This window comes from Aquimarina algiphila (genome assembly GCF_007489275.1).
In the GTDB taxonomy this organism is placed as follows: Bacteria; Bacteroidota; Bacteroidia; order Flavobacteriales; family Flavobacteriaceae; genus Aquimarina; species Aquimarina algiphila.
In genome coordinates, this window is record NZ_VLNR01000080.1 from 1 (window position 1) to 23495 (window position 23495).

24 protein-coding genes are annotated in these 23495 nt (G+C 29.3%); 6 read left to right on the forward strand and 18 right to left on the reverse strand.

From position 1 onward, the window contains the following. Nucleotides 1–316: 316 nt before the first annotated feature. Nucleotides 317–1456: a helix-turn-helix domain-containing protein gene (locus tag FOF46_RS26060; protein WP_143918487.1), complete on the reverse strand. Its 1140-nt coding sequence runs from the start codon at nucleotides 1454–1456 to the stop codon at nucleotides 317–319. A gap of 140 nt (nucleotides 1457–1596) precedes the next feature. Further along, complete coding sequence (locus FOF46_RS26065) at nucleotides 1597–2343, reverse strand: trypsin-like peptidase domain-containing protein (RefSeq protein WP_143918488.1); 747 nt, start codon at nucleotides 2341–2343, stop codon at nucleotides 1597–1599. A 208-nt stretch (nucleotides 2344–2551) separates the two neighbouring features. Here FOF46_RS26065 and FOF46_RS26070 point away from each other — a divergent pair, with 208 nt between their 5' ends. From FOF46_RS26070 to FOF46_RS26080, 3 genes are all read left to right on the forward strand, one after another. Beyond that, on the forward strand, nucleotides 2552–3580 hold the full coding sequence (locus FOF46_RS26070; protein WP_109437333.1) for a sensor histidine kinase: 1029 nt from the start codon (nucleotides 2552–2554) through the stop codon (nucleotides 3578–3580). A gap of 1 nt (nucleotide 3581) precedes the next feature. Then, complete coding sequence (locus FOF46_RS26075; RefSeq protein WP_143918489.1) at nucleotides 3582–4283, forward strand: LytR/AlgR family response regulator transcription factor; 702 nt, start codon at nucleotides 3582–3584, stop codon at nucleotides 4281–4283. 146 nt (nucleotides 4284–4429) lie between these two features. Further along, on the forward strand, nucleotides 4430–5299 hold the full coding sequence (locus FOF46_RS26080; RefSeq protein WP_109437335.1) for a tetratricopeptide repeat protein: 870 nt from the start codon (nucleotides 4430–4432) through the stop codon (nucleotides 5297–5299). A gap of 214 nt (nucleotides 5300–5513) precedes the next feature. Here FOF46_RS26080 and FOF46_RS26085 read toward each other — a convergent pair whose 3' ends face one another. The 3 genes from FOF46_RS26085 to FOF46_RS26095 all read right to left on the reverse strand — a co-directional run bounded on the left by FOF46_RS26085 (nucleotide 5514) and on the right by FOF46_RS26095 (nucleotide 8905). Further along, the gene (locus FOF46_RS26085) at nucleotides 5514–5705 is read right to left on the reverse strand and encodes a cold-shock protein (RefSeq protein ID WP_109437336.1); all 192 of its coding nucleotides are present in this window, start codon (nucleotides 5703–5705) and stop codon (nucleotides 5514–5516) included. A 228-nt stretch (nucleotides 5706–5933) separates the two neighbouring features. Then, nucleotides 5934–8291 (reverse strand): TonB-dependent receptor, encoded by a 2358-nt coding sequence (locus FOF46_RS26090; protein WP_143918490.1) that lies wholly within the window; start codon nucleotides 8289–8291, stop codon nucleotides 5934–5936. A 2-nt stretch (nucleotides 8292–8293) separates the two neighbouring features. Next, on the reverse strand, nucleotides 8294–8905 hold the full coding sequence (locus tag FOF46_RS26095; RefSeq protein ID WP_143918491.1) for a YceI family protein: 612 nt from the start codon (nucleotides 8903–8905) through the stop codon (nucleotides 8294–8296). 220 nt (nucleotides 8906–9125) lie between these two features. Here FOF46_RS26095 and FOF46_RS26100 point away from each other — a divergent pair, with 220 nt between their 5' ends. Together FOF46_RS26100 and FOF46_RS26105 are read left to right on the forward strand one after the other, a co-directional pair. Then, entirely contained in the window at nucleotides 9126–10193 is a 1068-nt protein-coding gene (locus FOF46_RS26100) for a sensor histidine kinase (protein WP_143918492.1), read from the forward strand. After that, nucleotides 10183–10881 (forward strand): LytR/AlgR family response regulator transcription factor, encoded by a 699-nt coding sequence (locus tag FOF46_RS26105; RefSeq protein WP_143918493.1) that lies wholly within the window; start codon nucleotides 10183–10185, stop codon nucleotides 10879–10881. The genes FOF46_RS26100 and FOF46_RS26105 overlap by 11 nt, the downstream gene beginning before the upstream one ends. Before the next feature lie 60 nt (nucleotides 10882–10941). Here FOF46_RS26105 and FOF46_RS26110 read toward each other — a convergent pair whose 3' ends face one another. The 9 genes from FOF46_RS26110 to FOF46_RS26150 all read right to left on the reverse strand — a co-directional run bounded on the left by FOF46_RS26110 (nucleotide 10942) and on the right by FOF46_RS26150 (nucleotide 20377). Continuing rightward, nucleotides 10942–11592, reverse strand: a complete 651-nt coding sequence (locus FOF46_RS26110; RefSeq protein ID WP_143918494.1) for a ubiquinol cytochrome C oxidoreductase — start codon at nucleotides 11590–11592, stop codon at nucleotides 10942–10944. An 85-nt stretch (nucleotides 11593–11677) separates the two neighbouring features. Continuing rightward, entirely contained in the window at nucleotides 11678–12544 is an 867-nt protein-coding gene (locus FOF46_RS26115; RefSeq protein WP_109437342.1) for a LytR/AlgR family response regulator transcription factor, read from the reverse strand. Nucleotides 12545–12657: 113 nt separating this feature from the next. Further along, nucleotides 12658–13548: a DUF5694 domain-containing protein gene (locus FOF46_RS26120; RefSeq protein ID WP_208746818.1), complete on the reverse strand. Its 891-nt coding sequence runs from the start codon at nucleotides 13546–13548 to the stop codon at nucleotides 12658–12660. 95 nt (nucleotides 13549–13643) lie between these two features. Next, nucleotides 13644–14690: a helix-turn-helix domain-containing protein gene (locus FOF46_RS26125; protein WP_143918495.1), complete on the reverse strand. Its 1047-nt coding sequence runs from the start codon at nucleotides 14688–14690 to the stop codon at nucleotides 13644–13646. 109 nt (nucleotides 14691–14799) lie between these two features. Further along, the gene (locus tag FOF46_RS26130) at nucleotides 14800–15903 is read right to left on the reverse strand and encodes a type 1 glutamine amidotransferase domain-containing protein (RefSeq protein WP_143918496.1); all 1104 of its coding nucleotides are present in this window, start codon (nucleotides 15901–15903) and stop codon (nucleotides 14800–14802) included. A 204-nt stretch (nucleotides 15904–16107) separates the two neighbouring features. Further along, nucleotides 16108–16818, reverse strand: coding sequence for a LytR/AlgR family response regulator transcription factor (locus tag FOF46_RS26135; protein WP_109437345.1), 711 nt, complete (start codon nucleotides 16816–16818; stop codon nucleotides 16108–16110). Beyond that, nucleotides 16790–17641, reverse strand: coding sequence for a sensor histidine kinase (locus FOF46_RS26140; RefSeq protein ID WP_160114256.1), 852 nt, complete (start codon nucleotides 17639–17641; stop codon nucleotides 16790–16792). The genes FOF46_RS26135 and FOF46_RS26140 overlap by 29 nt, the downstream gene beginning before the upstream one ends. A gap of 355 nt (nucleotides 17642–17996) precedes the next feature. Beyond that, nucleotides 17997–19265, reverse strand: a complete 1269-nt coding sequence (locus FOF46_RS26145; RefSeq protein WP_143918497.1) for an amidohydrolase family protein — start codon at nucleotides 19263–19265, stop codon at nucleotides 17997–17999. A gap of 149 nt (nucleotides 19266–19414) precedes the next feature. Beyond that, complete coding sequence (locus tag FOF46_RS26150; protein ID WP_143918498.1) at nucleotides 19415–20377, reverse strand: helix-turn-helix transcriptional regulator; 963 nt, start codon at nucleotides 20375–20377, stop codon at nucleotides 19415–19417. Nucleotides 20378–20467: 90 nt separating this feature from the next. Between FOF46_RS26150 and FOF46_RS26155 the strand changes: the two genes are divergently transcribed. Continuing rightward, entirely contained in the window at nucleotides 20468–21301 is an 834-nt protein-coding gene (locus FOF46_RS26155; RefSeq protein WP_143918499.1) for a type II toxin-antitoxin system RatA family toxin, read from the forward strand. Nucleotides 21302–21370: 69 nt separating this feature from the next. On the opposite strand, the gene FOF46_RS26160 is transcribed toward FOF46_RS26155, so the two are convergent. The 4 genes from FOF46_RS26160 to FOF46_RS26175 all read right to left on the reverse strand — a co-directional run bounded on the left by FOF46_RS26160 (nucleotide 21371) and on the right by FOF46_RS26175 (nucleotide 23492). Next, complete coding sequence (locus FOF46_RS26160) at nucleotides 21371–21586, reverse strand: hypothetical protein (RefSeq protein ID WP_143918500.1); 216 nt, start codon at nucleotides 21584–21586, stop codon at nucleotides 21371–21373. Nucleotides 21587–21722: 136 nt separating this feature from the next. Beyond that, nucleotides 21723–22505 carry an oxidoreductase gene (locus FOF46_RS26165; protein WP_167571953.1) on the reverse strand — a complete coding sequence of 261 codons (783 nt, stop codon included), beginning with the start codon at nucleotides 22503–22505 and terminating at the stop codon, nucleotides 21723–21725. Continuing rightward, nucleotides 22414–22962 carry an oxidoreductase gene (locus tag FOF46_RS26170; protein ID WP_143918502.1) on the reverse strand — a complete coding sequence of 183 codons (549 nt, stop codon included), beginning with the start codon at nucleotides 22960–22962 and terminating at the stop codon, nucleotides 22414–22416. Before FOF46_RS26170 ends, FOF46_RS26165 begins: the two co-directional genes overlap by 92 nt. Before the next feature lie 47 nt (nucleotides 22963–23009). Next, on the reverse strand, nucleotides 23010–23492 hold the full coding sequence (locus FOF46_RS26175) for an Mpo1 family 2-hydroxy fatty acid dioxygenase (RefSeq protein WP_143918503.1): 483 nt from the start codon (nucleotides 23490–23492) through the stop codon (nucleotides 23010–23012). Nucleotides 23493–23495: the final 3 nt, after the last annotated feature.

Consider the following 23495-nt stretch of genomic DNA (forward strand, 5'->3'; position numbering starts at 1 on the left):
TAGAACCGAAATTAACTCGACTCAATTTACATTGGCACAATTCGAACTGTAAAAAGTGGCACAGTTTGAACTGAAATTACTGGCACTATAGCTCCGAAATCAGTGGCACAAATCAAACCGAATTATCCACGACACTTTTAATTTTTTTGTTTTGAGATTTACAACTAAAAAAGATAAAGAATAAGATTACAGTTTTTGTAAATAAGTTTTTCATTTCGTAATAGTTTTGATTAACACAAATGAAAATATATTGTGTAAAAAAAGAGTTCGATTACATAAAGTCGAACCCTTTTTTTAATCTAACTATCTTTACTTATTATTCAATATGGCTTCTTTTTTTATACTCAGAAGGGGTTACGCCAGTTTCTTTTTTAAAAGCCGTGTAAAAAGAAGATTTAGAATTAAATCCTACATCATACATAATTTGTTGTATGGTTAGCTTAGCGTTATTTGAATTTAAAAGCATTTTTTTTGCTTTCTCTATTCTAAATTGATTAATGAAGTCAAAAAACCGTTGATTTAGGTTATGATTAATTAATACGGATAGGGTGCGATTGGGTAATCCCAATTGTTCAGCAAGTTTTTGTAGTGTTAAAGTAGCGTCAAGATAGGGCTCTTCTTTCTTCATAAATATTAATAATCTATTGATATCGTCCTTCGCATTCTTATTTACAATATGTACTATATTATTTTCCTTTACTATTCCTTTTATCGATATATGCTTAGTATTAATATTTCTAAAAAGATTTGGGTAATACATACTTTTTAAGACAATCCAGGTTAAAAAACCAAGTAATACCAATGTGAGCATTATTCTTAAGGTATTTAAAATCTCAATATTAGTTCCATAAAATTTATAAGCTTGTTTAAAAAATGAAAAGCTGAAAATAATGCTTAATATAATGAGTAATTGATACAACCATTTATAATTAAAAGCAGATTTGTTAGAATAGTTCTCTAACAATAATTGCTTATATTTTTTTAATTCTACAAACATGGCTACTAAATAAAAAAAGGCTACAAGAAGACCAAAAATGATAGATAGTTTACCTTCTATGGTAGTATTCAAATTTTTAAGCAAGAAATCTCTTGTATTTTGATCAGCAAAATAAAACCTGGGAGAAAATAGTAGTATTTGAATTAAAAAAGGTAATGTATGCAATAGATATTTGTGTTTATATCTAAAATCCGAATATATCGAAGCCAGTAGATATAAAAACAATAATGGGCTGGTAAAAAATGCAATATGATCTCGAAGCATTTCTAAAACCACTGGTAGTGTAATATATTTTGAATAAAAAAATACACTAATATGAATTGCAAAGATTAAAAAATAAATACCTAAAAATGTATTCGCCTTTTTATTAGATGTTTTAACTGTTAAAACAAATAATGCGAGCAATAGAGAAATAAAAAGGATGAAAATTGTCGTTATTCCTAAAATTGAAAAGTCCATCTTAATGTATATGACAAATATAATTTAATAATGTCAATTCATTTTATATCCATTCTGCTACTCTCCTATTTTTTGTAACAACATTTCAGCAAGTTCGATGCAATACCCTCATGTAAGAAATATATCAAGTTTTATAGTTCTTAATCTAAATTAGAAATGAATTTAAAAGCATTTTTTATATTGGTAGCTTGTAAAAATACCTCTTTTGTTTTTTCATCTTCACCGCCAGAAGAAACTAAACCTATGATTCTACCTTTTTTATCTACTATTGGTGCTCCACTTAGACCTCCTAAACTTTTGGGGCCTTTTATTTGTATAAGATTATGGTAATCTCCTTCGGTTGTGTCAAATGTATACTGGTATACACGTTGCGTTCCAATACTATCCTTATAAGACCAACCTATAGCGTATACATACTCTCCTTTTTTAATTGGTTTTTTTCTAAATTTCAAAGGTTTATGGGATGTCTTATTTTCTTTTACAGAAAAAACTAACCAATCATTATAAGTATCCCAATTTGTATCCATATAATTCCAGGTAAGTGAATCTTTTTTATTCGTACTTAATAACTTATCTGCAATTACATATCTAGTACTATCATTTTTAGGATACATTCTCCATTCTTTTAAATTTCCCTCAAAATCAACAAATTTCATATGATCTGTCTTGGCAATCATTAGAATATGCTTTGCTGTAACAGCATAAGTATTGTTTTTGTACTGTACCAAAAATCCATTGGAAGCATTTGGATTATCAAATGATGAATCTGTATAAGCAACATTATTGATTAAGCCAATTGGAGTATTTTGTAACCTTTTTACAGATGCGCAATTAATTAAAGTTATGGCTACGAGTGTCATGATTATGATCTTCTTAAGTACTAACATGTTTTCATTGATTTTTTAGTCGAAGCTAATTTCAGAAATAATAACAGACACATTTTAAAAAATTGATGAAACAAAATTAAGTGACTATGTATAGCGATAAACTTCCTGCTTTTAGGTTTGTATACAGTTAATCAAGTTCTGTATACTAGTATTGCCCAAACAGCGGTTTATTTGATGAGAAGGTTATAATTTTATTATATTACCAGCTATGAGTTTTAATACTAAAAAAGCCCTTGGACATATTCTATTTTGGGTTGCAATTTTTCTTTTTTATATTTTTTCTGTTACTAGTTTTGAGTTGTTTGAACAATCTATAGAAACAACTTTGTTTAAACTTCCGTTATTAATCATAGCTGCTTACACGTTTAATTATTGGCAAATACCAATCTATTTAAAACAAAAAAAATATATCGCTTTTGGAGTATCCATGATTTTTGTAATTGCAGTATTAACATTACTATTTCGTCTTATTGGATATTATCATTTGGATAAATATTGCGCAGATGGTCCTTATCCACTGATTAGTTTAGAAGATTTTCCTTTTCATATGTTATCTTTTCATTTTCCAGCATTGATTATGTATTTCTACAAGACTAATAAAGAGCAAGAATTAGAAAAAGAAAAGGTATTTCAGTTGGAAAAAGAAAAAATAGCGACAGAACTTAAATACTTAAAAGCACAATTAAACCCACATTTTTTATTTAATACTCTTAATAATTTATATTCTTATGTCATTACCAAATCCCCGAAGGCCCCGGATATGATATTACAACTTTCTGAAATTTTGGATTACATTTTATATAAAAGCCAACGAATATCGGTTCCTATAATAGAAGAAATTCATGCCATAGAGAATTATATAGCGTTAGAACAAATTAAATATGAAGAAAGGTTAAAAGTTATTTTTAAAAAAGACATCATTGACCAACAACAAAAAACAACTCCTCTTTTGTTATTATCTATTATTGAAAATGCATTTAAACATGGAGTTAGGGACAATATTACCAAACCAGAAATAAGAATTGTACTTGAACAATTTGACTCACATATTGAGTTTAGCGTTTGGAATACAAAAACAGATAACCAGTACAACAATAAAACTGATGAAAATAAAAGCGGAATAGGGCTAGCTAACATTCAGCGACAATTGGATTTAATCTATCCAGGAAAACATAATTTGGAGATCGATGAATCTAATGCTTTTTTTAACTTAAAGTTGACTTTAAAAATAAATTAATATGGTACGATGCTTACTTGTTGATGATGAATCTCCAGCAATTGATTTACTAAAAAATCATATAAAAATGCTTACTGATCTAGAAATTGTTGCTAGTTGTTATAGTGCCGTTGAAGCTTTTGAAGTCATAAAAAAAGAGAAAATTGATTTATTGTTTTTGGATATTGAAATGCCTGTCTTAAAAGGTTTAGATTTTCTAAAAGCTGTAAAAAATCCCCCAAAGGTAATCATCACTACGGCATATAGAGAATATGCGATACAAGGATATGATTTGGATATCGTTGATTATTTATTAAAACCTATTTCTTTTGACAGGTTTGTAAAAGCCGTTGATCGTTATTACGAAAGAACACAATACCCTATTTTGACTATAACTCAAGAGGAATCTAAAGATGCATTTTTCTATGTAAATGTTAATAAAAAACATATTAAGATAATATTTGAAGATATTCTATATATCGAAAGTTTAAAGGATTACGTCAGAATTCATACTGTTCATCAAAAATTAGTAGTAAAAAGTAATATTGGTAAAATAGAAACTCAACTTCCTTCGACGCTTTTTTTACGTACGCACCGTTCCTATATTGTAGCAATTAACAGAATCACTGCATATACCCAAAAAGATATAGAAATAGGTGAAATAGAAATTCCTGTTGGGTCCAGTTATTCTTCAAAAGTTTTTTCGCTATTATCACATACCTAAAGACGAATACCATTTTATAGACTATAAACATACTACTTAGATACTTTTATATCTTTTATCGTTATTTAATTTATCATGATCTATTTTTAAAAAACAGTAAGCATATCTTATATAATATTGGTTAAAATTAATTAATATATATAGATATGAATAAGGTTAAGCAATTAGTTGTTTTTTTAATTTTATTAAATTTTTTTTCCTGTCAATCTCAAAAGACAGGCCGCGAAATTGAAGATGAATTTGTTCAGAAATATGCTCCAGCTAATTTAAACACGCATGGATTCACTTTAGCTGTAGATTCAAAAGTCCCAGAAGTACATCAGCTTTTTAATGACTTAGAAGCAAATTTCTATTTTTATGGTGATAAAGAGGAATTCGAAAAAAAAGCAGCAAAAATATTAGAATTGGATCCTGATTATCCCAGTGGTGTTTTGATGAGTGGTTTTTATGTAACAGATCCAGAGGAATATAAAAAGATGGTTACCAAAGCCTATAATCTCTCTAAAAAATCAACATTAAAATCAGAGCGGGATATCATGCAGGCAGAATATTCGCTTTTGGTAGAAGAAGATTATTCAAAAGCTCAAAAATATTTTCAAAAGGTAGTAGATATGTATCCCGATAGCGCTGCAGCCATATGGTCATTGGGAATGGCTTATTATTATGCAGATGAACTGGATAAAGCTTTAGAATGCTATAAAAAGAGCACCGAATTAATTCAGGATTTACCCAAAGGATATGAATTTATGTCTGTTATATATTATCAAAAGAAGCAGTATAAGAAAGCTTTGGAATATCTAGAAATAGCAAAAAAGCATGGTGCAAAATCCGAAAATGACATCTATTTTTCAGAATACGAAAACATTGTATACTACAAAAACGGTTTTTATGATAAAACCATGAAGTCTATAGAAAAAGCATACACTTATGGGGAGTATTATAAAAATAGCGAAAGCTTAAAAAAGACATATGATGTTGCTAAAGCAAAATTAGACTCGATTCAATCTTCAAATTAACGGTTATTAGCAATAAGTAATTATCTAAATATCCCTCAAAATAAAATTCGAGGGGTATTTAATTTTATACCCTATCCCTTTTTAATCAAAGTCCTATTATGCCATTATTAAATATATACAAATATAGTATCACATAAATGTGATTATAATATTCGGATAATAAAAAAAGCCCATCAATAGATGGACTTTTTAATTAAACTTGAAAGTATATGTATTAGATAACTTTTACGTTCACTGCATTTAATCCTTTGTTACCTTCTTTTAGATCAAACTCAACTTCATCGCCTTCACGAATTTCATCTACTAATCCAGAAATGTGTACAAAATGATCTTTGTTAGCACCTTCTTCAGTGATAAATCCAAAACCTTTGGCGTCGTTGAAGAATTTTACTGTTCCTTTACTCATTGTAATGTAATTAAAATTATTATATTATTTATTTCGCAAAGGTGGCGCTATTAATTTGATTTACAACTAATTAATTCATTAATTTTTAAATACCAGCAAAATTAGTTTATAATGCGCTAACAGATAGGTTATAAACCTCACCTTAACTACTCCTTAAAACACAAGATGAGTTGTGCAAAAAGGAGTAGATTAGATAGCTACATCAAATAAATAGTACTTTAAAAAAGTTTATAATAGTTTATCTGCTTTTACATTTTTATCACGTTTTTTACGTTTTAAGCTCTTATTCTTACCACTTCCAAAACGATATGTAATTCCTGCATAAACAGAGCGAGTATCTCTTCTAAATTCGCCTTCCTGGATAATGGTTCTATAAGTTTCAAAAGCAAAACGTTGCGTTCTAAAAATATCATTAAAATTAAGACTTAAAGTTCCCTTGCCTTTGGCAAAATTGTAACGTGCACCTGCATTCATAAAGAAGTTTTCTTTTAGCTCATACTGCAAAATTTCTTGTCTGCCACTAAAGAATGTAAATAATTGAAACGTAAGATTTTTAGTAGCTTTAAAGCTGTTATTAAGTTTAGCGTTCAATAAAGTGTTGTTGACCTGTACACTTTCACCTTCAATAACTCCTTTTTGAGTTCTTGAATAGATATCAAAACTACTGTTAAGACTCCACCAATTAGTGAGACGATAATTCGAAGAAAATTCAAATCCATAAGCATCATTGCTATCAAAATTATCATAATCAATGATCAATAGGTTTGGATTATTTTCATCAAAAAACCCTCTTCTATTTATTTCGTCACTAATTCTCCTGTAAAAACCACCAAAAGTAAAACTACCCTTAGCTAGTTTTCTACTATAGTTTAACTCTATCGAATTAGTGAACTGCGGAACAAGGCTAGGGTTACCTGTTAATATAATTTGTGGGGTGTTTAATTGTCGTATTGGATTAATTTGATTTAAGGATGGACGATCTATACGTCTGCTAAAACTTAATTGATACGTGTTTTTTTGATCCTTATTAGGAGTATATTTCAAAAATCCCGAAGGGAATATATTGAACAATTTATCAGTAAAATTAAATGGGTTTTCTCCAACTTCATCAAACTGCGAATCAACATTATAATCCTCTAATCGTAAACCGATATTGTATTGCCATTTATCTAATGTTTGACCAAAAGTGGTATAAAAAGAATAGATGTCTCTATCATAAAAAAAGGTGGAATTATTAAAATTAGGATTACCTGTGATATAAGAATTGTCGGTACGGCGTAAACGTGTTTCTAAACCTAATTCTAACATGGTGTTTTCTGAAAGCGGATTTACGTAATCTAGATTTATTGTAGTGTTGGTTCTGGTGTCTTCAATTAATTCTTCATAGTTCTCTACAGGGTTGTTGCCTGTAAAACTAAAATCATATTCTTTATCGCTATCTAAAGTATTATAATCTACTTCGAGCTCAATAGTATGTCCTTCTTTTGCAAATACATGCTTAAAATCGGCATTGTACGTTGCGTTGACATTGTCACTGTCAGTAATATCCCGCTGTGTAAAATTTGCAGATGGATTATCAAAAAAATTGATTATCCTGTTACCATCAATTATTGTTTCAAAGAGATTTTGATTCGTATAAATAGATAGGGTATTCTTATCATTGATCATATAATCAAAACCTAATTTGAATAGATGTGATGTATTCTCATTAATATTATCTGTTAACTGATTATTGTTTTCTACCGTTCTGGTAACTATTCCATCTGTAGTGCTTTTACCAAGTCTATTGTTATAGCTACCATAAAAATTAGTTTTACCTGCCCTGTAGTTTAGACTTAAAGAATTGTTATACCTGGCTCGTTGTCCATAAGTAATCCCAGAATTTATTGATCCATTAAATCCTAAATTGGTGTTCTTTTTTAAACTTATATTAATAATACCACTCATACCTTCAGGATTGTACTTGGCAGAGGGATTTGTTATTAATTCTATAGTTTTGATCGAAGTAGATGGAATCTGCTGTAAAAGTTCACGAGAACTTAAATTTGTTGGTTTTCCATCTACAAGGACACGAACATTTTCATTTCCACGAAACGAAATATCTCCATCTTGATTTATACTCACTGAAGGAATATTTCCCATGATATCACTAGCAGAAGCTCCAACCGTCGTTAAATCCTTACCAACATTAATTACTTTTCTATCTATTTTTTGTTCGATGGTAGAGCGTTCGGTTACAATCTCAACAGATCCTAAAGCAACGGCATCTTCTTCAATGTAAAGACTTCCTAAATTTACTTTTCTATTTGATTTGTCAACATTTATGGCTTTGGTTATCGTTTTATATCCTATAAACTGAATTTCAAAATCATATGTGTTATATGGTATTTCTTTTACAGAAAAAAAACCTTGTTCATTAGTGATACCTCCTGTAGCAATATTACTACCTGATTTAAGGACTACATTGGCATATGGTACTGGTTCTTGAGTGTTCTTATCTAATACTGTTCCTGTAACAACTCCCTTTTGACCATAAAATGATATAGAAAAAAGGAAGATACATATTATGTATAAATGTTGTTTCATATTTATTTTTTCTTAGTTAATTGAATTTCTGCTATAAGGTCAACTTCACTACCAAGAGCAAATTTTGCAGGAGCATAATTGGTTCCAACATTAAAATCTTCACGTTTAATTACACCAGTGACAGTTATAAATTTATTTTCGGTTTTAAATCTTGGATGTACATAGCTACCATTATCTACAGCTTTTAAAACAATAGGTTTGGTTACTCCTGTCATGGTAAAATTTCCTTTAATTTCATATTCATTGTCTCCAGTTTTAGTAATCCCTGTACTTATAAATTTTATTTCAGGATGTTTTTCTGCGTTAAAGAAATCTTTAGTTTTTAAGTGTTTGTCTCTATCTGCTTGATTAGTGCTGATAGAAGCTGTTTGTATGGTAATGTTAATGGTAGATATTTCGTCTTTTTTTTGAATGAATGACCCCGTATATGTCTTAAACACTCCTTTGATTTTACCAACCTTGAAGTAAGAGACACCAAAATTAATGTTAGAATGGTTTGGATCTATTTGCCAAGTAGATTCTTGAGCAGTTGTAGAAAGTGATATTAAATAAAAAGTAAAGCATAAGAATACTATTTTGCTGATAGGTAAAATTGATTTTTTAATACATTTCATTTGAGTATTTTTTTTGATTTGAAAGCTAAATTAGAAGTAAGCTTTACACATTTTAAATAAGTGGTTAGAAAGGCCATAAACGATGATAAAAGACCTACAAATGATGTTCTAAGCTTTTGTCTACAGATACTGTGTTTTTGTCATCACTAACCTATAGTTGGTAGGTAATTTTAAAAAAGGTATATTTAGATGTATACCTTTATAGTCTAAAGCATGTTTTATGGCACAAAAAATTCAAAGTTTCCTGGAGGTTTCAAAATTTAAATACCTTGTATTTGGATTGTTGATTTTTGCTTTTTCAGCTTCTACTTCTAGTTGGTACTATGCCACGACCAATGAATTGCTTATCACGTATAGTATACGAGTGACTTTGCAGATTGCTATGGCTTTTATAATTCTGGAGTTTTTGATTCCACAACTTTTAAATAAGGATAAAAAGTTGGCTTTCGGAATTTCAATCACAATAACGTTATTAGCCTTTTATATTATTTGTACATTGATTCATATGAATTATTTTGAAGTTACCTTTCCCAAAACTTATGTGAATTATATAAAACGTTTTAATGACCCTTCTTTTACTGGTAGATTAATGAGTATAGGAGAATTTGTATTTAAAAGCTTGTATTTACTCTATCCAACTATATTATTATTAGTTTTAAAATTATATGTAGAAAAGCAACGTTTGCTTAAATTGAATGAACAAAAGAAAACAGCAGAGCTTGTTGCACTAAAAAATCAATTAAATCCGCATTTCTTGTTCAATACATTGAATAATTTATATGCGTTAACCTTAAAAAAGTCTGATGCTGCTCCTAAGGTTATTCAAAAATTATCAGAAATTCTAGATTATATTCTTTACCGATGCAATGATGAATATGTATCTCTAGATAAAGAAATAGAGCTCATTGAGAATTATTTGTCTTTAGAAAAGATTCGATATGCAGATAGAGTAAAAATTTCCTTTAGTAAAAATGTAACTGGTCGGGAAAAAGTAGCTCCTTTACTATTGCTCACGTTTGTAGAAAATGCTTTTAAACATGGTGTTGCTAATGAGATTAATCAAGCCAACATCAACATCAATATATCCAAAAATAAGGAGCAACTTGTCTTTAAGGTAGAGAATAGTAAACCCGTTAATATGAAACCTGTTGTCCAGAAAGAATCAATTGGTCTTCAAAATATTAAAAAACAACTAGAGTTGCTATACCCAAAAGCATATGATTTGATTATCGAAAATAAATCGAATTCCTTTTCTGCTAATCTAAAATTAGATACATATGAAATATAGATGTCTAGTCATAGATGATGAGCCTTTAGCTAGGGAACTTGTCGAGACCTATCTAGAGAAAATCCCAAATTTTGAACTTGTGGCTTCTTGTGCAAGTGCGATTGAAGCTAGTTCTATTCTAACAGCTGAAAAAGTAGATTTACTTTTTTTGGATATTGAAATGCCCGCTTTAAAAGGCACCGATTTTTTTAAAAACCTGGTGTATAAACCACAAGTGATTTTTACAACTGCGTATAGGGATTATGCAGTAGATGGTTTTGAACTTAATGCAGTAGATTATCTTTTAAAGCCTATATTTTTTGAACGTTTTTTCTCTGCTATTCAAAAATTTCTTAAACAGCAAATAAACTTAGAAAACACTGATAATATTGCTGTTAATGATGACAAAAGTAAATACATATTCGTTAATAAAGCCAAAAAGCAGATAAAGGTGGTTTTTGATGATATTCTCTATGCAGAAAGTTTAAAAGATTATATAAAAATTCATTTATTAGAAGAAACGCTTACCATAAAGGAGAGTATTTCTAACTTTGAAAAACGAATAGATGACCGTTTCATTCGTTTACACCGTTCTTATATTGTAAACAGTGAAAAGATCACTGCATATACCAAAAATGACGTTGAAATAGGTAGAATAGAAATCCCTATTGGTAATGGTTATAAGCATAACATGCATTATTTTAAGTAATTTCTGGTTTAAAAATCATTGTATATAAAGTAATTGTTATTTTACACGTATCTCTTTATTTTATGATGATTTTACTTTTGTGGGTTTAAAAATTAAATGAACTACAAAGCATTGTATAATCGTTATGATTACTGCAATGCTATCAGTAATTCCATGTGGTTCTCCGATAACAAACAATATCATTTGTAGTACTAAAGGAGACAGAACAATCAATGCTTTAATATTATTTAAGCGACTCCAGGGAATATTTGTATTTGGTAACTTCCTATCCTTATAGATTATAGTAACCACTAATAACATAGAAGCAATAGCTAATGGAATTATAATGGTAGAAATTGAAACATGAATATTTAAGGTATCCCCATGAAATACGGTATCTCCATTTTTGATAATATCATATAATAAATTTCCAAAACTATGAAACCACCACCAAATTATAAGAACATAAAATATTAAGCGATTTTTAACCCAGTTAAAGGAATAAAAGAATAAAAAATACAGAAAGGCAAAAACTATTAAAATGGTATAATCTAATGTCAATCCTTTACCAGAGAATGAAATCCCATAATAACTCATTCCCCAAGAATAAGATTTACCGTCAAATAATGCTCTTAATAAGGGAAGCCATGTGGTTATAAATGTTAATCCTACGCATAAAGATAGAATATTAACTAAATTATTTCTTGATCGTATCGCAATTGGTGTTTTCATAATAATGTAATTTAAAGCCAGTTAAAATTACATCATTATGATTGTCAATATATCCCATTTCTACAATGCTTGTGGCAAAATTCGTCTATTTGTGGTGAGTGGCTATAATTTCTTTTAAAGGTGATATATATGATCTGGAAACAGGAATAGGCTTTTTAACATTTGGTAAAAATAATTTCATCTGATTACCATTTCCTTTTACTTTTATTATCAGATTTATATTTACCAGATAAGAACGATGACATCTCACTACGGTCATTTCTTTTAGTTTGGATTCTAATACTTTCATAGTAGTACGAAGTAATTGTTTTTTTACTTCATTATTCAATAAGTGATATACATTTACATAATTATCTTGCGCTTCGATATATAGTAATGTATCTAATCGTAAAATAATAGAATCATTTCTATTATCAGATTCTATTGTAATCAATTGTGTTTCTTCTGAAGGATTGAACGTTGGTTTATTTAATAAAATCCTGTAAGCTTTTTTGATTTTGATATAATTATAATATATGTAGATTAGGCTCATAGGGAGAATAGCCATTAAAGATACGTCTCTTATAAAGCCAAAAAAACTAGACCATTTCCAATCATGAAAATTTCCTATAACATTATAAAAAAGGTAAATCCCAAAAGGTAAGAGTATGAATGACAAACATAAACGTGTCAAAATTGTAACTCCAGTTTTTTTCTTAATACAATAAGGCATTATAATAAACTCATGTATTGATATTATAATTCCACTTATTAAGCCAAATCCAACAGATCCCAATAGAAAATCTAAACTAATATGATGAGTCGGATCATAATTATTGACTCCAAAAGGCTGAAAAATGAGTAAAAAAAATGAAACATATAAAGTAAAAAAAAGAATAACTCTCCATTTCTCATTTCTCGTTTTAATAATAGAAATAGTATCTTTAGATAAAAGCGTTACATCAGTTTTCATATCTAGAAGGGTATTTCAAAATTAAATCTTATTAATCATTCTTCATTAAGGATTTTTTTAATAATTCTCCTGTTGTTGCAATAATAGGATCTATGATTTAATCAAAAATTTCATTACAAATAATCATTTATTTTCATTAGTCGATATTCTGGTGAAGAGTCAAAGAAGATATTTAATAGGTTCATATGGCCAGAACCATAAATTACCAAGATGCGATCATCTGATTTTGCATTAATTCGTTGAATATTTCTAAAAATCCTTAAATTTCGATTAAACCACCAACTCGTTACAAAGTCCGGTCCAAACTGATCACTTTCTTCTGTTTCATATTTAAAAATACCAATTAAATAGTCTCCCAACCCTTTTTTAACATGTTCATCTGTATTGATTCTTTTCAATTCAGCTAAAATACCTTCGGTTTTAAACACTTTTTTTTCATTCAGCCATGAATTTAAAATAGTATCCGGATTATTATAAAAATAATCCATAAATCTTTTCTTGGACACTGTATCATTTTCATAGACCGCTTTTCTTACATCTTCATAATCTGTTCCCCAAGCATCTACACAATATAATTGTTTTAAACCTAGACGTTTTGATAGTCTAAATCCTATTTGCTGTTCCTCACTCCTACTTAATTTATGTGTTCCATTTACATAGGCTGTATAGAGTGAATCATATTTTTGTTGTTTTTTTGGTTGTCTCTCAATAACAATTATGGTAGGTTTAAATTTTTCTAGTTTATCTACAATTAGTTCTATTTCTTCTTGGTATTTAGGTTCTAAAACATCAATTTGATCTTCTTTTGATGTTTGATCGACGTCTAAATTTGGAAATTTAAAATGAAAAGAACCTAATGTAAGGACTTTAACTTGATTCGTTTCTATAATGTTAGCACTATGACTGTCATTAGAAATATCGTTAACCTCGGTTGATTCTTGATTATTTGCTTGACTACAAGAAAATAATGTAAACGCTATTAATAAAAGTAATATATCTTTCATTTTAGTATATTCTTGATCCTTCTAGGATAAAGATTACCAAATTTTGAAATTGTTACACTTTATAAAAAACTCTGTCAAAGACAACACTACAAAAATTAAACTTGATTTTTTCTGTATGATGATGGTGTCATGCCTTCAAATTTTTTAAAGGCACTATTAAATGAAGAAAGACTACTAAAACCTGTATCAAAAGCAATTGACGAAATGGTGAATTTATGATTTTCTGTATTTAAAAGAAATTTCTTTGCTTCCTGGATTCGATAATAATTAATAAAATCGTTAAAATTTCTTTTGGCATATTGATTAATTATGGATGATGTAAGTTGTGTGCTCTTTCCTATCATTTTGCTTAATTTTGCAAGGGATATATCGGGTTCTAGATATACCTTAGTATCCACAATTAATTTAGACAGTTCATTAAATAAGAGATCATTATTATCCTTAAAAGCATTACCATCTAGATCAATAGCTTTCAATTTAAATGCTTTATAACTTAAAAAATAGATGATTACAGAATATACAATAGGACCAACGACATAAGGTACAGTTTCATCTAATATATTGAGTACATAAGATGCCCATATTGCTATAAAACCAATACTTAAATACCTTAGCCAGTTAAAAATAGCTTTTTGAGATTTTGTCTGTAATTCTTGTCTTTGTTTTTGCTTAGCTAATTTGAAAGTTTTCCAACCTAAAATAATATAAATGATAAAATGTAGGTAAATGAAAATAAGCCCACTAGAAAAAATAATAATAACCAATGTGCTATTTTCATACCATTGTCTATTTACAAAAAGACTAGAGGTAAAAACTGTAGCAAATGGAATGATTTCTAAAATATAAAGTTTAGGTAGCTTAAAATTAGGGCGAGTCATTCCCAAAATATACCATCTAAAAAGTGGTCCAATTAATAAAAGAAATGACAACCCTACAAAGATAAATATAGGTTCTAAATCATTCCCAAAATTTAACATCACTGATTTACCAATTCTAAATGCCATAAATACCAGAATCAATCCTAGCATAAGATTAGTTAATGTTTTTTTCTTTTTAAACACCATCAAATAAAAGGCGAATAATATCCCATGCAATAGTCCAGCACTACTAATAATAACAAGTAATATATCAGAAAAATTCAATAGACTTTTTTTTCAAATGTAGCAATATTTTAAAATTCTAAGAAGCTCATGCCAATTGATGAGTTCATGTTTAAAGATAAGATTAGCATTTACTTTATTAAACAAATTTCTAAATATTTTTTGATTTACTTTTTGCATAAGATGTTAAGCCAACAAGATTAAAAAACCTTCCAATATTACCTCTCATAGCGGCAACAACACTATGCGATGCGATAAGTTGTCTGGCCAGAGGTTTGTTTTCTGCAACACAAATTTCCTCAATTAGCTTTTTGGCTTCATGAGATCCTTTGGTATCATATATTTTCAAGACCATCATAGCATTTTCTTCTGGTGTAATTTCTCTGTGTTTTGGGGTATATCCTAATTCTTTAACCATTGTTTCGGCTAATAACCATGTAGACCAAGGATTCTGCCCTGTCACCAAATTTTTATCATGGCTAATATTCTCCAAATACATACTACCTTCGTTAAACTGTGCACCTTGTGCTACCAATTTATCTTGTAGAAGAAATGGAAATATAACCTTGGCATCCGGTATAAGCAATAATTCTTCTTCATTTGTGAAACCACTAACAGTTTTATTTTTTATTAATGGATGACCATTATCAAGAGTCACATTAACTAAAGCTGCAGGTCCATGACATACAGCACCAACAACTTTATTAGACTGATATAAGTCTCGAACAATATGTTGAATAGATTTATTTTCTGGAAAATCAAACATTGCTCCTTTTCCTCCAGCAAAAAACACACCTTCATACGTTTCTGGAATAATATCTTTTACCGGAATGGTGTGTTTTACTTTATATTGAGCTATACTATCGTTTAAGAAAGCATAATCAAACTTTCCCATATCTTCATCATCAATTACAACCGGTGGTTCGCCTCCTAACGGACTGGCTATATCGACCTCAAAACCATTCGCCTCGAATACGTAATATGCACGTGATAATTCGGTTAATTCATAACCGGTACTTTTATCAGTATTTCCCATAATATCTGTGCTCGTAACTATTGCTAATATTTTCCCTCTTTTTGGGATGATATCTTGAGATAAATAAGGTAAGTCAGATACTTGTGTTGTAGATACATTTTGATTCATTTCTCCAGATGGTAATAGACTAATAAACCACCATCCGAAACCAAAAAGTAAGAGAATTACACTAGTGAAGGAGATAAGTATCCATTTAAGGATTGGACGTTTTTTAAGCATAGCATTAATTTTTAGAATTATAATGCGAAGTACTATCTAAGAATTGATAAATACTGTCGAAATGATAATTCCGTCGGATTAAATTATATATTAAATACCCTATTTATGAGTCCGAATCTGGGTTATATCTTTTTTGGAAGCTTAATTGTGTAGAGACAATTGAATAAACTAATTTATAGGGGCTCCCCTTCTGGAACTGATAATCTATAAACGTTCGATTAAATTATTACCTATAATCATCTGATATACCTGACTGCGAAGAGATCTACTAATTCTTATTTTATGTTTATCAATATAAATTAAATTGCCTTCAAGTTTTTTAATATGTTTTAATCCTACTAAGTAATATCTATGAACCCGTATAAATTTTTCTTTAGGGAGTTCTTCTTCTATCTGCCTTAATGAAACCAAAGTAAGGTGTTTATCATATGTTGTGTGAATCAAAACATAATCTTTGGCTGTTTCAATAAATAATATATCATCAATAAATACCTTAATAATCATTCCATCACACTTAATGAAAATATGGTTTTTATCATCTTTATATTCAATTACTTTGTTGTTAGTTACTGTAGCTTTGTTCACCGCTTTTAAAAACCTTTGGTAAGAAAATGGTTTTAGTAAGAAATCTACAACATTAAGATCAAATCCATCTAAAGCGAATTCTCGATGTGCAGTGGTAAAGATAATTTGTGGAGGATTTGAAAGTACTTTTATAAGCTCTATCCCAGTCATATCAGGCATTTGAATATCTAAAAACATAATCTCAACAAAATTATGTTTTAAAAACTCTATAGCTTCTAAAGCTGATGATAATGATTTTGTATGTTCTAAAAATGGGGTTTGCTTTACAAAGTCCTCCAACCCTTTTCTAGCTAAATGTTCATCATCGACTATTAAACACCTCATTTTCATTTAACTGTATTTTTAATCGTACTATAAATTTAGCACTATTATGTTCAATGTTAAATTGATATCTATTTGGATAGATTAATGCTAACCTTCTTTTGACATTAGCCAATCCAATTCCATTATTTTCACCATAAGGTGTTTTTACAATTTCCTTTGAAATAGTATTTTCGACTTTAAATAGTAATGTACTATCCGATATTATTGACGATTGGATAGATATTTGATAGCCCTGGCTACTTTGTCCATGTTTAAAAGCATTTTCGACAATCGGTAACAAAAGCATAGGTGAAATTGTCAAATTGTTTTGATCATCTGGAAAATAATACTCTACCGTTACTAAATCTTCATGTCTTATCTTTTCAATATCAATATAATTTGTCAAATTATCAAACTCCTTTTTTAAATCAATACTTTTTTTATTTGCTTCATATAACTGATGACTTAATATCTCCGAAAATTGAAGTAACATTTTTTTACCATCTTCTAGATTTTTACTTAACATGATATAGATACTATTAAGCGAGTTAAAAAGGAAATGTGGATTAATTTGATTTTTTAAAAGATTTAATTCCGTTTCTAATTGTTTTTGTTCTATTTCACGCATTGACCTCTCTTTTCGATACCATTCATCGATTAAAAACAATGTCATCGATAAACCTAATGATAAAATAATTTCGGTAACAATAGCTATTTTACCTTGTAAGCTGATAAAAAAATCTGATGTTGGTAAATAAATATTGATATACTTGAAATAAAACGAAAGATAATTAGATGTTGCCAATGTGGTAAGCGTAATAGTAAAAACCAAAAAAACTATATAATTCATTATTTTTTTACTGAATAAGAATTTAGGCATCAAAAAATAAAGATTAAAATAAACCAGAATAACATACGGAATAAAAGTAAATAGGTTAGTTTGTAGGTTTGATAATATATCTTTGTGATAATTTAGATCATGTGCACTCCATAAAACAAGAAACAATATCCAAAAAACAGTATGCTTGAGACTTTTACCGAATGTAAGATTCATTAAGGTTTATCTAAAATTAAAACATATATAGCTAGTATACTTTAAAGGTATGGAATTATAACACAATAAAAATTGTTATTAAATCCTGCATTTTCACCTTTACTTCTACTCTATTTTTTTGATTAAAAGAATACAATAAATGAAATACTCACTAATTTAGTATAACACCTTGTTTTATCCTAGTAACGATGCTCTTATTTATATTCGTAATATCATCTATGGGATTTTTGTCCAGCACCAAAAAACTGGCTTCATAACCGTGTTTAAGAAGTCCTATTTTCCGATTAGGGAAAATAGTTTTTGTAGAATTTTCAGTCCACATTTTAAGCAATTCTAAATTACTAAAAATATTTAGGTCATATAAAAATTCGAATTCTCCAACCGAATTACCATTATAGTTATCAGAACCAATAGCTATAGTTACATTTTCTTGTTGTAATAATTTTAAATTGGATGAGATATTATGCACCAGGTCTTTATAATTAGTTTTTTTCTCCTTTTTTTTGACTAAAGATACCGTGGTAACAATAATGGTTTTATTTTTTTTAGCCAAAATAACATCATCTCTTTGAATTGACTTACCATTAGATATTTCTGGAAGATGAGCAATTTCATCTACTCCGGCATTAATTGCTATATGAAAATCGTATGCAGTCTCAACATGAGCACTAACTCTTAAATTAGAAGCATGAGCTTTGCGAACAATTTCTTTAATTAATGAGGGGTTCAGCCCTTTTTTACCAAAATATAAAGTATCATTTTTCCTCTTTTCATATTCTTCAGAAAACAAAAGATTTAATTTTATGAAATTAGGAGAAAAGGATAAGATATTATCCCACTTTTTATTTAAATCTTCATGGTTATTAATAGTTACATAGCCATGAGATTCAATTTCTTCAATTGAATTAAATAAGCCTTCAAAATAACCATAACCCAGATGTCTTTTACGAACAGCAATAGGATGTCCATCGGTCGCAGTTAAGGGAGCATGTGCCATACTGATATCTATAGCATCAGGTCTGTTATAGTTGTGCATCAAAGGGTCTATACGTTTTTTGATTGATGAAAGTAATTTTACATAAAAGACCCCATTATCTAAATAAGATTTAATACGCTTATCTAATTCATAGTTGCTTTCAAGATTATGGTTATGAGCTTCTGCAAATGGAGGAATAACATATTGATTAGATAAATTAAGGACGGTATCAATTTCTTCTTTAAGATTATTAAAGTATAGGATGCCATTTTTGACCCAAACAGTTTCTTTTTTAAACGTTTTTCCATTAAACCAATATCCATTCACAAGCTTTATAGTCAAGCTATTAAAATTTTCCTTTACGTATCTTACATTATCTGTTTTTTGAGAATAACAAGATGAAAAAAATAGTAAAACCATTGCTAAAACAATACACTTCTTCATTTTTAAAAATTTAATTATAATAAAGAAATAGCAAAAGCGATTTTAATAAAAAATAAATCGCTCATTAGAATACCTCAATAGATAGAAGGTGTTTTTTGGTAGACAGGTAGATTCTTTTGCGAAATATATTAATTGAATATAAAAAAGTGTTATGAGTGCTTAATTTTCCAGGATTTTACCGCATGTAAATATGCGCTGGACTCAGAATAACCCAAAATAAATGCAACATCTTTAGTTTTTAAATGTTTTTCATTTATTAGATAATTTGAAAGCTCTTTTTTTATTGTATTTACGATGCGTCTAAATGACATTCCCTCATCCATTAGTTTTCGTTGCATAGTTCGTTTACTGTACGGAAATTGTTTTAAAACCTGTTCAAAATTTGGGATTTCAGGAGAACACATATTTAAAGTCATATTACGTATTTGATTAGAAAAAACCTTCTCCCCTTTTTTATTCTCACTCAGTAACGCTATGAATTTTGGTAATAATAGTTCTATTTCCTTAATCTTATTCTTATTGATTTCAGTCTTAAGTACTTCTATAGGTAATACTATTAGATAGTTTCGGTCATAAACTACCATTGTATTTAGTAATTCATGATACGGTTTATCATTGATATATGGTAATTTAATATTAGGTACTAAAGTATTAGGTAGCATTAATTTTAACTCTCTGTATATTATACTTAGAACCATATCCAACAGATGTCTTTTTGACTTTGGATTTTCTACCGAGCTATCTAACAGTAAACTATAAGTTTCTTTATCCTTAATAATGGAAATTGAAACCAAAGGGAACTTACTTTTAAGAAAATTTTGAAGAATAAAAACACCTTGTTCTATACTTGATGTATTTAGTGATATCTCCAAAACTAATCCTAAAGCCTGTAAATTAAGATAACACCCAAAATTTAAACCGTAGTAATCACTATCTATAACTTCAATTATCTTATTAAAAATGACTAAATATTCCTCTGCATTAATCATTTCCGGTAGATGATTAAGGTCTATGTTTTGATTTGCCAGAACTTCTTCTAGGGCATGGATATCAATCTCCTGATATGCAGCATAATCGAATAAACTGATTAAATAAGGGGCAAAAACTTTCATAGTATAAAAATACAAAGAATGGCGTAAAGTATCAACATTAGTATCAGGGAGAATAATAGTTTTGAATTATAAATAAATAATTTTATTAAGATGAATACATTACAAAAACTACTAACAGCAAATGCTATATTTTCTATTGCCAATGGAACAATATTATTATTATTTCCGAAAAAAATAGCACAAATATTTGATGTAGAACCTGGACTTTTTTTTATAATTCTTGGCATAGCCCTTTTATTCTTTGCAATGACCTTAATTATAGAAATAAAGAAACAGAGAGCAATATCTATATTATGGATAACTATTCAAGATGCACTTTGGGTGGTTGGTAGTATTATTTTGTTGGCTTCAAACCCGTTTACCATTTCAATAGAAGGAAATATAATCATAGCTATAGTTGCATTAGTTGTATTATCCCTGGGAAGTGGTCAGTTAAAAGCTTTAGCAAGAATTGATGAAGAGAATAAAAAAGGACAGAAAATACTAAAATTTAGAAGAATTGTAAAAGGTAATAAATCAAAGATTTGGGAGATTGTGTCAGATGTTTCAAATTATCATAAAGTAGCCCCTAACATTGATGTTTCCAAAGTGATTTCTGGTAACAAAAAAGGAATGATACGGTCATGCGCACACGGCAAAGATAGCTGGACAGAGACATGTACTTTATGGGAAGATGAAAAACAATACTCTTTTATGGTAGATACCAAAGCTCCCGATTATCCATATCCATTAAAATCGTTAAAAGGTACCTGGATTGTAAATGAAATAGCAAATAATGAATCAGAAATTGTAATGATTTTTGAATTTGAGTATAAAAAAACTGTACAAAATATATTAATTCACCCTATAATGAAACATAAGTTTACCAAAGTATGTAAGGAACTTCTTGATAATTGGCAAAATATGACTGAGGTGGTTTCATAAAGAATACCACTCCGTAGAGTGGTATAAAGGCATTTTACAATCATTATTAAATAATGATCTACATAACGATTATCCGCCTACTGGTAATGATATATCCACGGGAACATGGTGGCAACACGCGTTCCATGTAGTTGAATAAAAGTACCCTGTAGGGCATGTTGTGGGTGTAAATCTATCAGGATTATGACATACCAGACCATCAGAATTTGGACGAAGCCCTCCTGTAATTGATTTTTGATCTGCTTTGTTTAGCACAGAGCCTAATTTTGAAAATTTCTGTAACATATAATATGTATTTTAAATATTAATATACATCTAATCTAATTTGAAAATTAATGTGTTAAAAAGATAATGTGTACGTATACTGTATGCGTACACTTCAACACCCAGATTGAAATAAATTACTACAATAAACAAGCATCTAATGTTTTTTTCTTCTTTTAATTCTGCGAATCATTGCTTTTCTAAACTCTCCTGCAATAATAAAAATTGAATTTCCTATAGGTGAAAAATTGAATTTAAGGTTTTTACCTTTGGCCAATCTGACTATATTTCTTCCATAGAATCCTGCTTCTGCTGATTCTTCAAGTTGATGAATTCCTGTACGGATAGCCTTGTCTATAAGACTTTTTACTTCACCGTTTAAAAAACCTTTAATTTCGTTGATATTAACAATAAATGGCCTTGCCATTCCTATCATATCCACTTCCCCATTTTTCAAGGTCTCTTCTAAAAAATCATAGGTCCTAAAACCACCAGTTACCATCAATGGAATATTACTAACCTCTCTCACTCTGTTGGCAAATTCCATAAAGTACGCTTCACGTTTCATAGTGCTCTCCCGAACCTTTTTTCCATCTTCTCCATTAACCAAAAAGAAAACTAATTTTTCATAGGTCCCTCCAGAAATTTCTAAAAGATCTACTCCAAGAGGTTCTAACATTTTTATTACCGTTAGAGAGTCTTCTTCTGTAAATCCTCCTCGTTGAAAATCCGCAGAATTAAGTTTTAGTCCAACAGGAAATTCTGGACCAACTGCTTCTCGTACATCTTGGATTATAGTTCTTAATAATCGGCTTCTATTTTCTACCGAACCACCCCATTGATCATTTCTATGATTCGTTAATGGACTCAAAAATTGACTTATCAGATATCCATGAGCAGCATGAATTTGCACTCCGGTAAAACCACTTTTTTTTAGCAATGACAGCTGCTTTTACAAAACCATTAATCACATCCAGAATATCCTTTTCTGTCATAGCTTTTGGTTTTGAGAAAAGGCCTAATTTTTTTAGCTGTACACCAGATGCAGATTTGGGTTTTAGATTCACAAATCGAGAAGTTTGCCTACCCGAATGACATATCTGTACCCAAATATGGTTTCCGTGTTTTTTTCCTGCACCTGCCCAGGCTTTCATTTCAGGAAGTGCTTCTTCGTTATCAACTACTACATTACCCGCTGATTCCAAATGATAACGATCTACCATCACATTACCCGTTATTAATAATCCGACATTGGTATCTGCCCATTGTTCATATAATCTTACTAAACGAGCATTAGGTTTGCAGTTAGAGCCACTTAATCTTTCAGTCATAGCAGCTTTAACCAATCTATTTTGTATCACAACACCGCATGGTAATGTGAAAGGTGTATTTAGCATATTTGTATTAAAAGTATTCGTTTGTTTGAGTTTATAGTCTTAATGTATCAGTATTTTATTCCGATTTTTTTGTAGAAATGACCCAAAATCCAAGCAGGACCGACTAATAAAAATTGTAAATCCTTGGCAAAAGATGGTTTTTTGCCCTCATGGTTATGTCCTATAAATTGAAATACCCAGGATACTATAAATATGATCAAAGATATAATCCAAAGAGGAGTAGAAAAATGGAGTGCAATTTGGTAATTACCCCATAATACTAAAAGAGATATAAGAATCATCCCTAAAAATATAGAAATAGACATACGTAAATAAAAAACAAGTCCCAAAACTATCAGAATACTACCAGCATGGGCATAAGGTATTATAAATTGAGGTAATGAAGCGGTTAATGTTCCGACGGGAATAGAAGCTAGTAGCCCTATAATGCTGAAAAATATTAAAGGCACACAAAAATAATGTATGATTTTATTGAATCGTGTTTGATGGCTTTCTCCATATTCTAAAAACCATTGTTCTGCTGTTCTCATTTT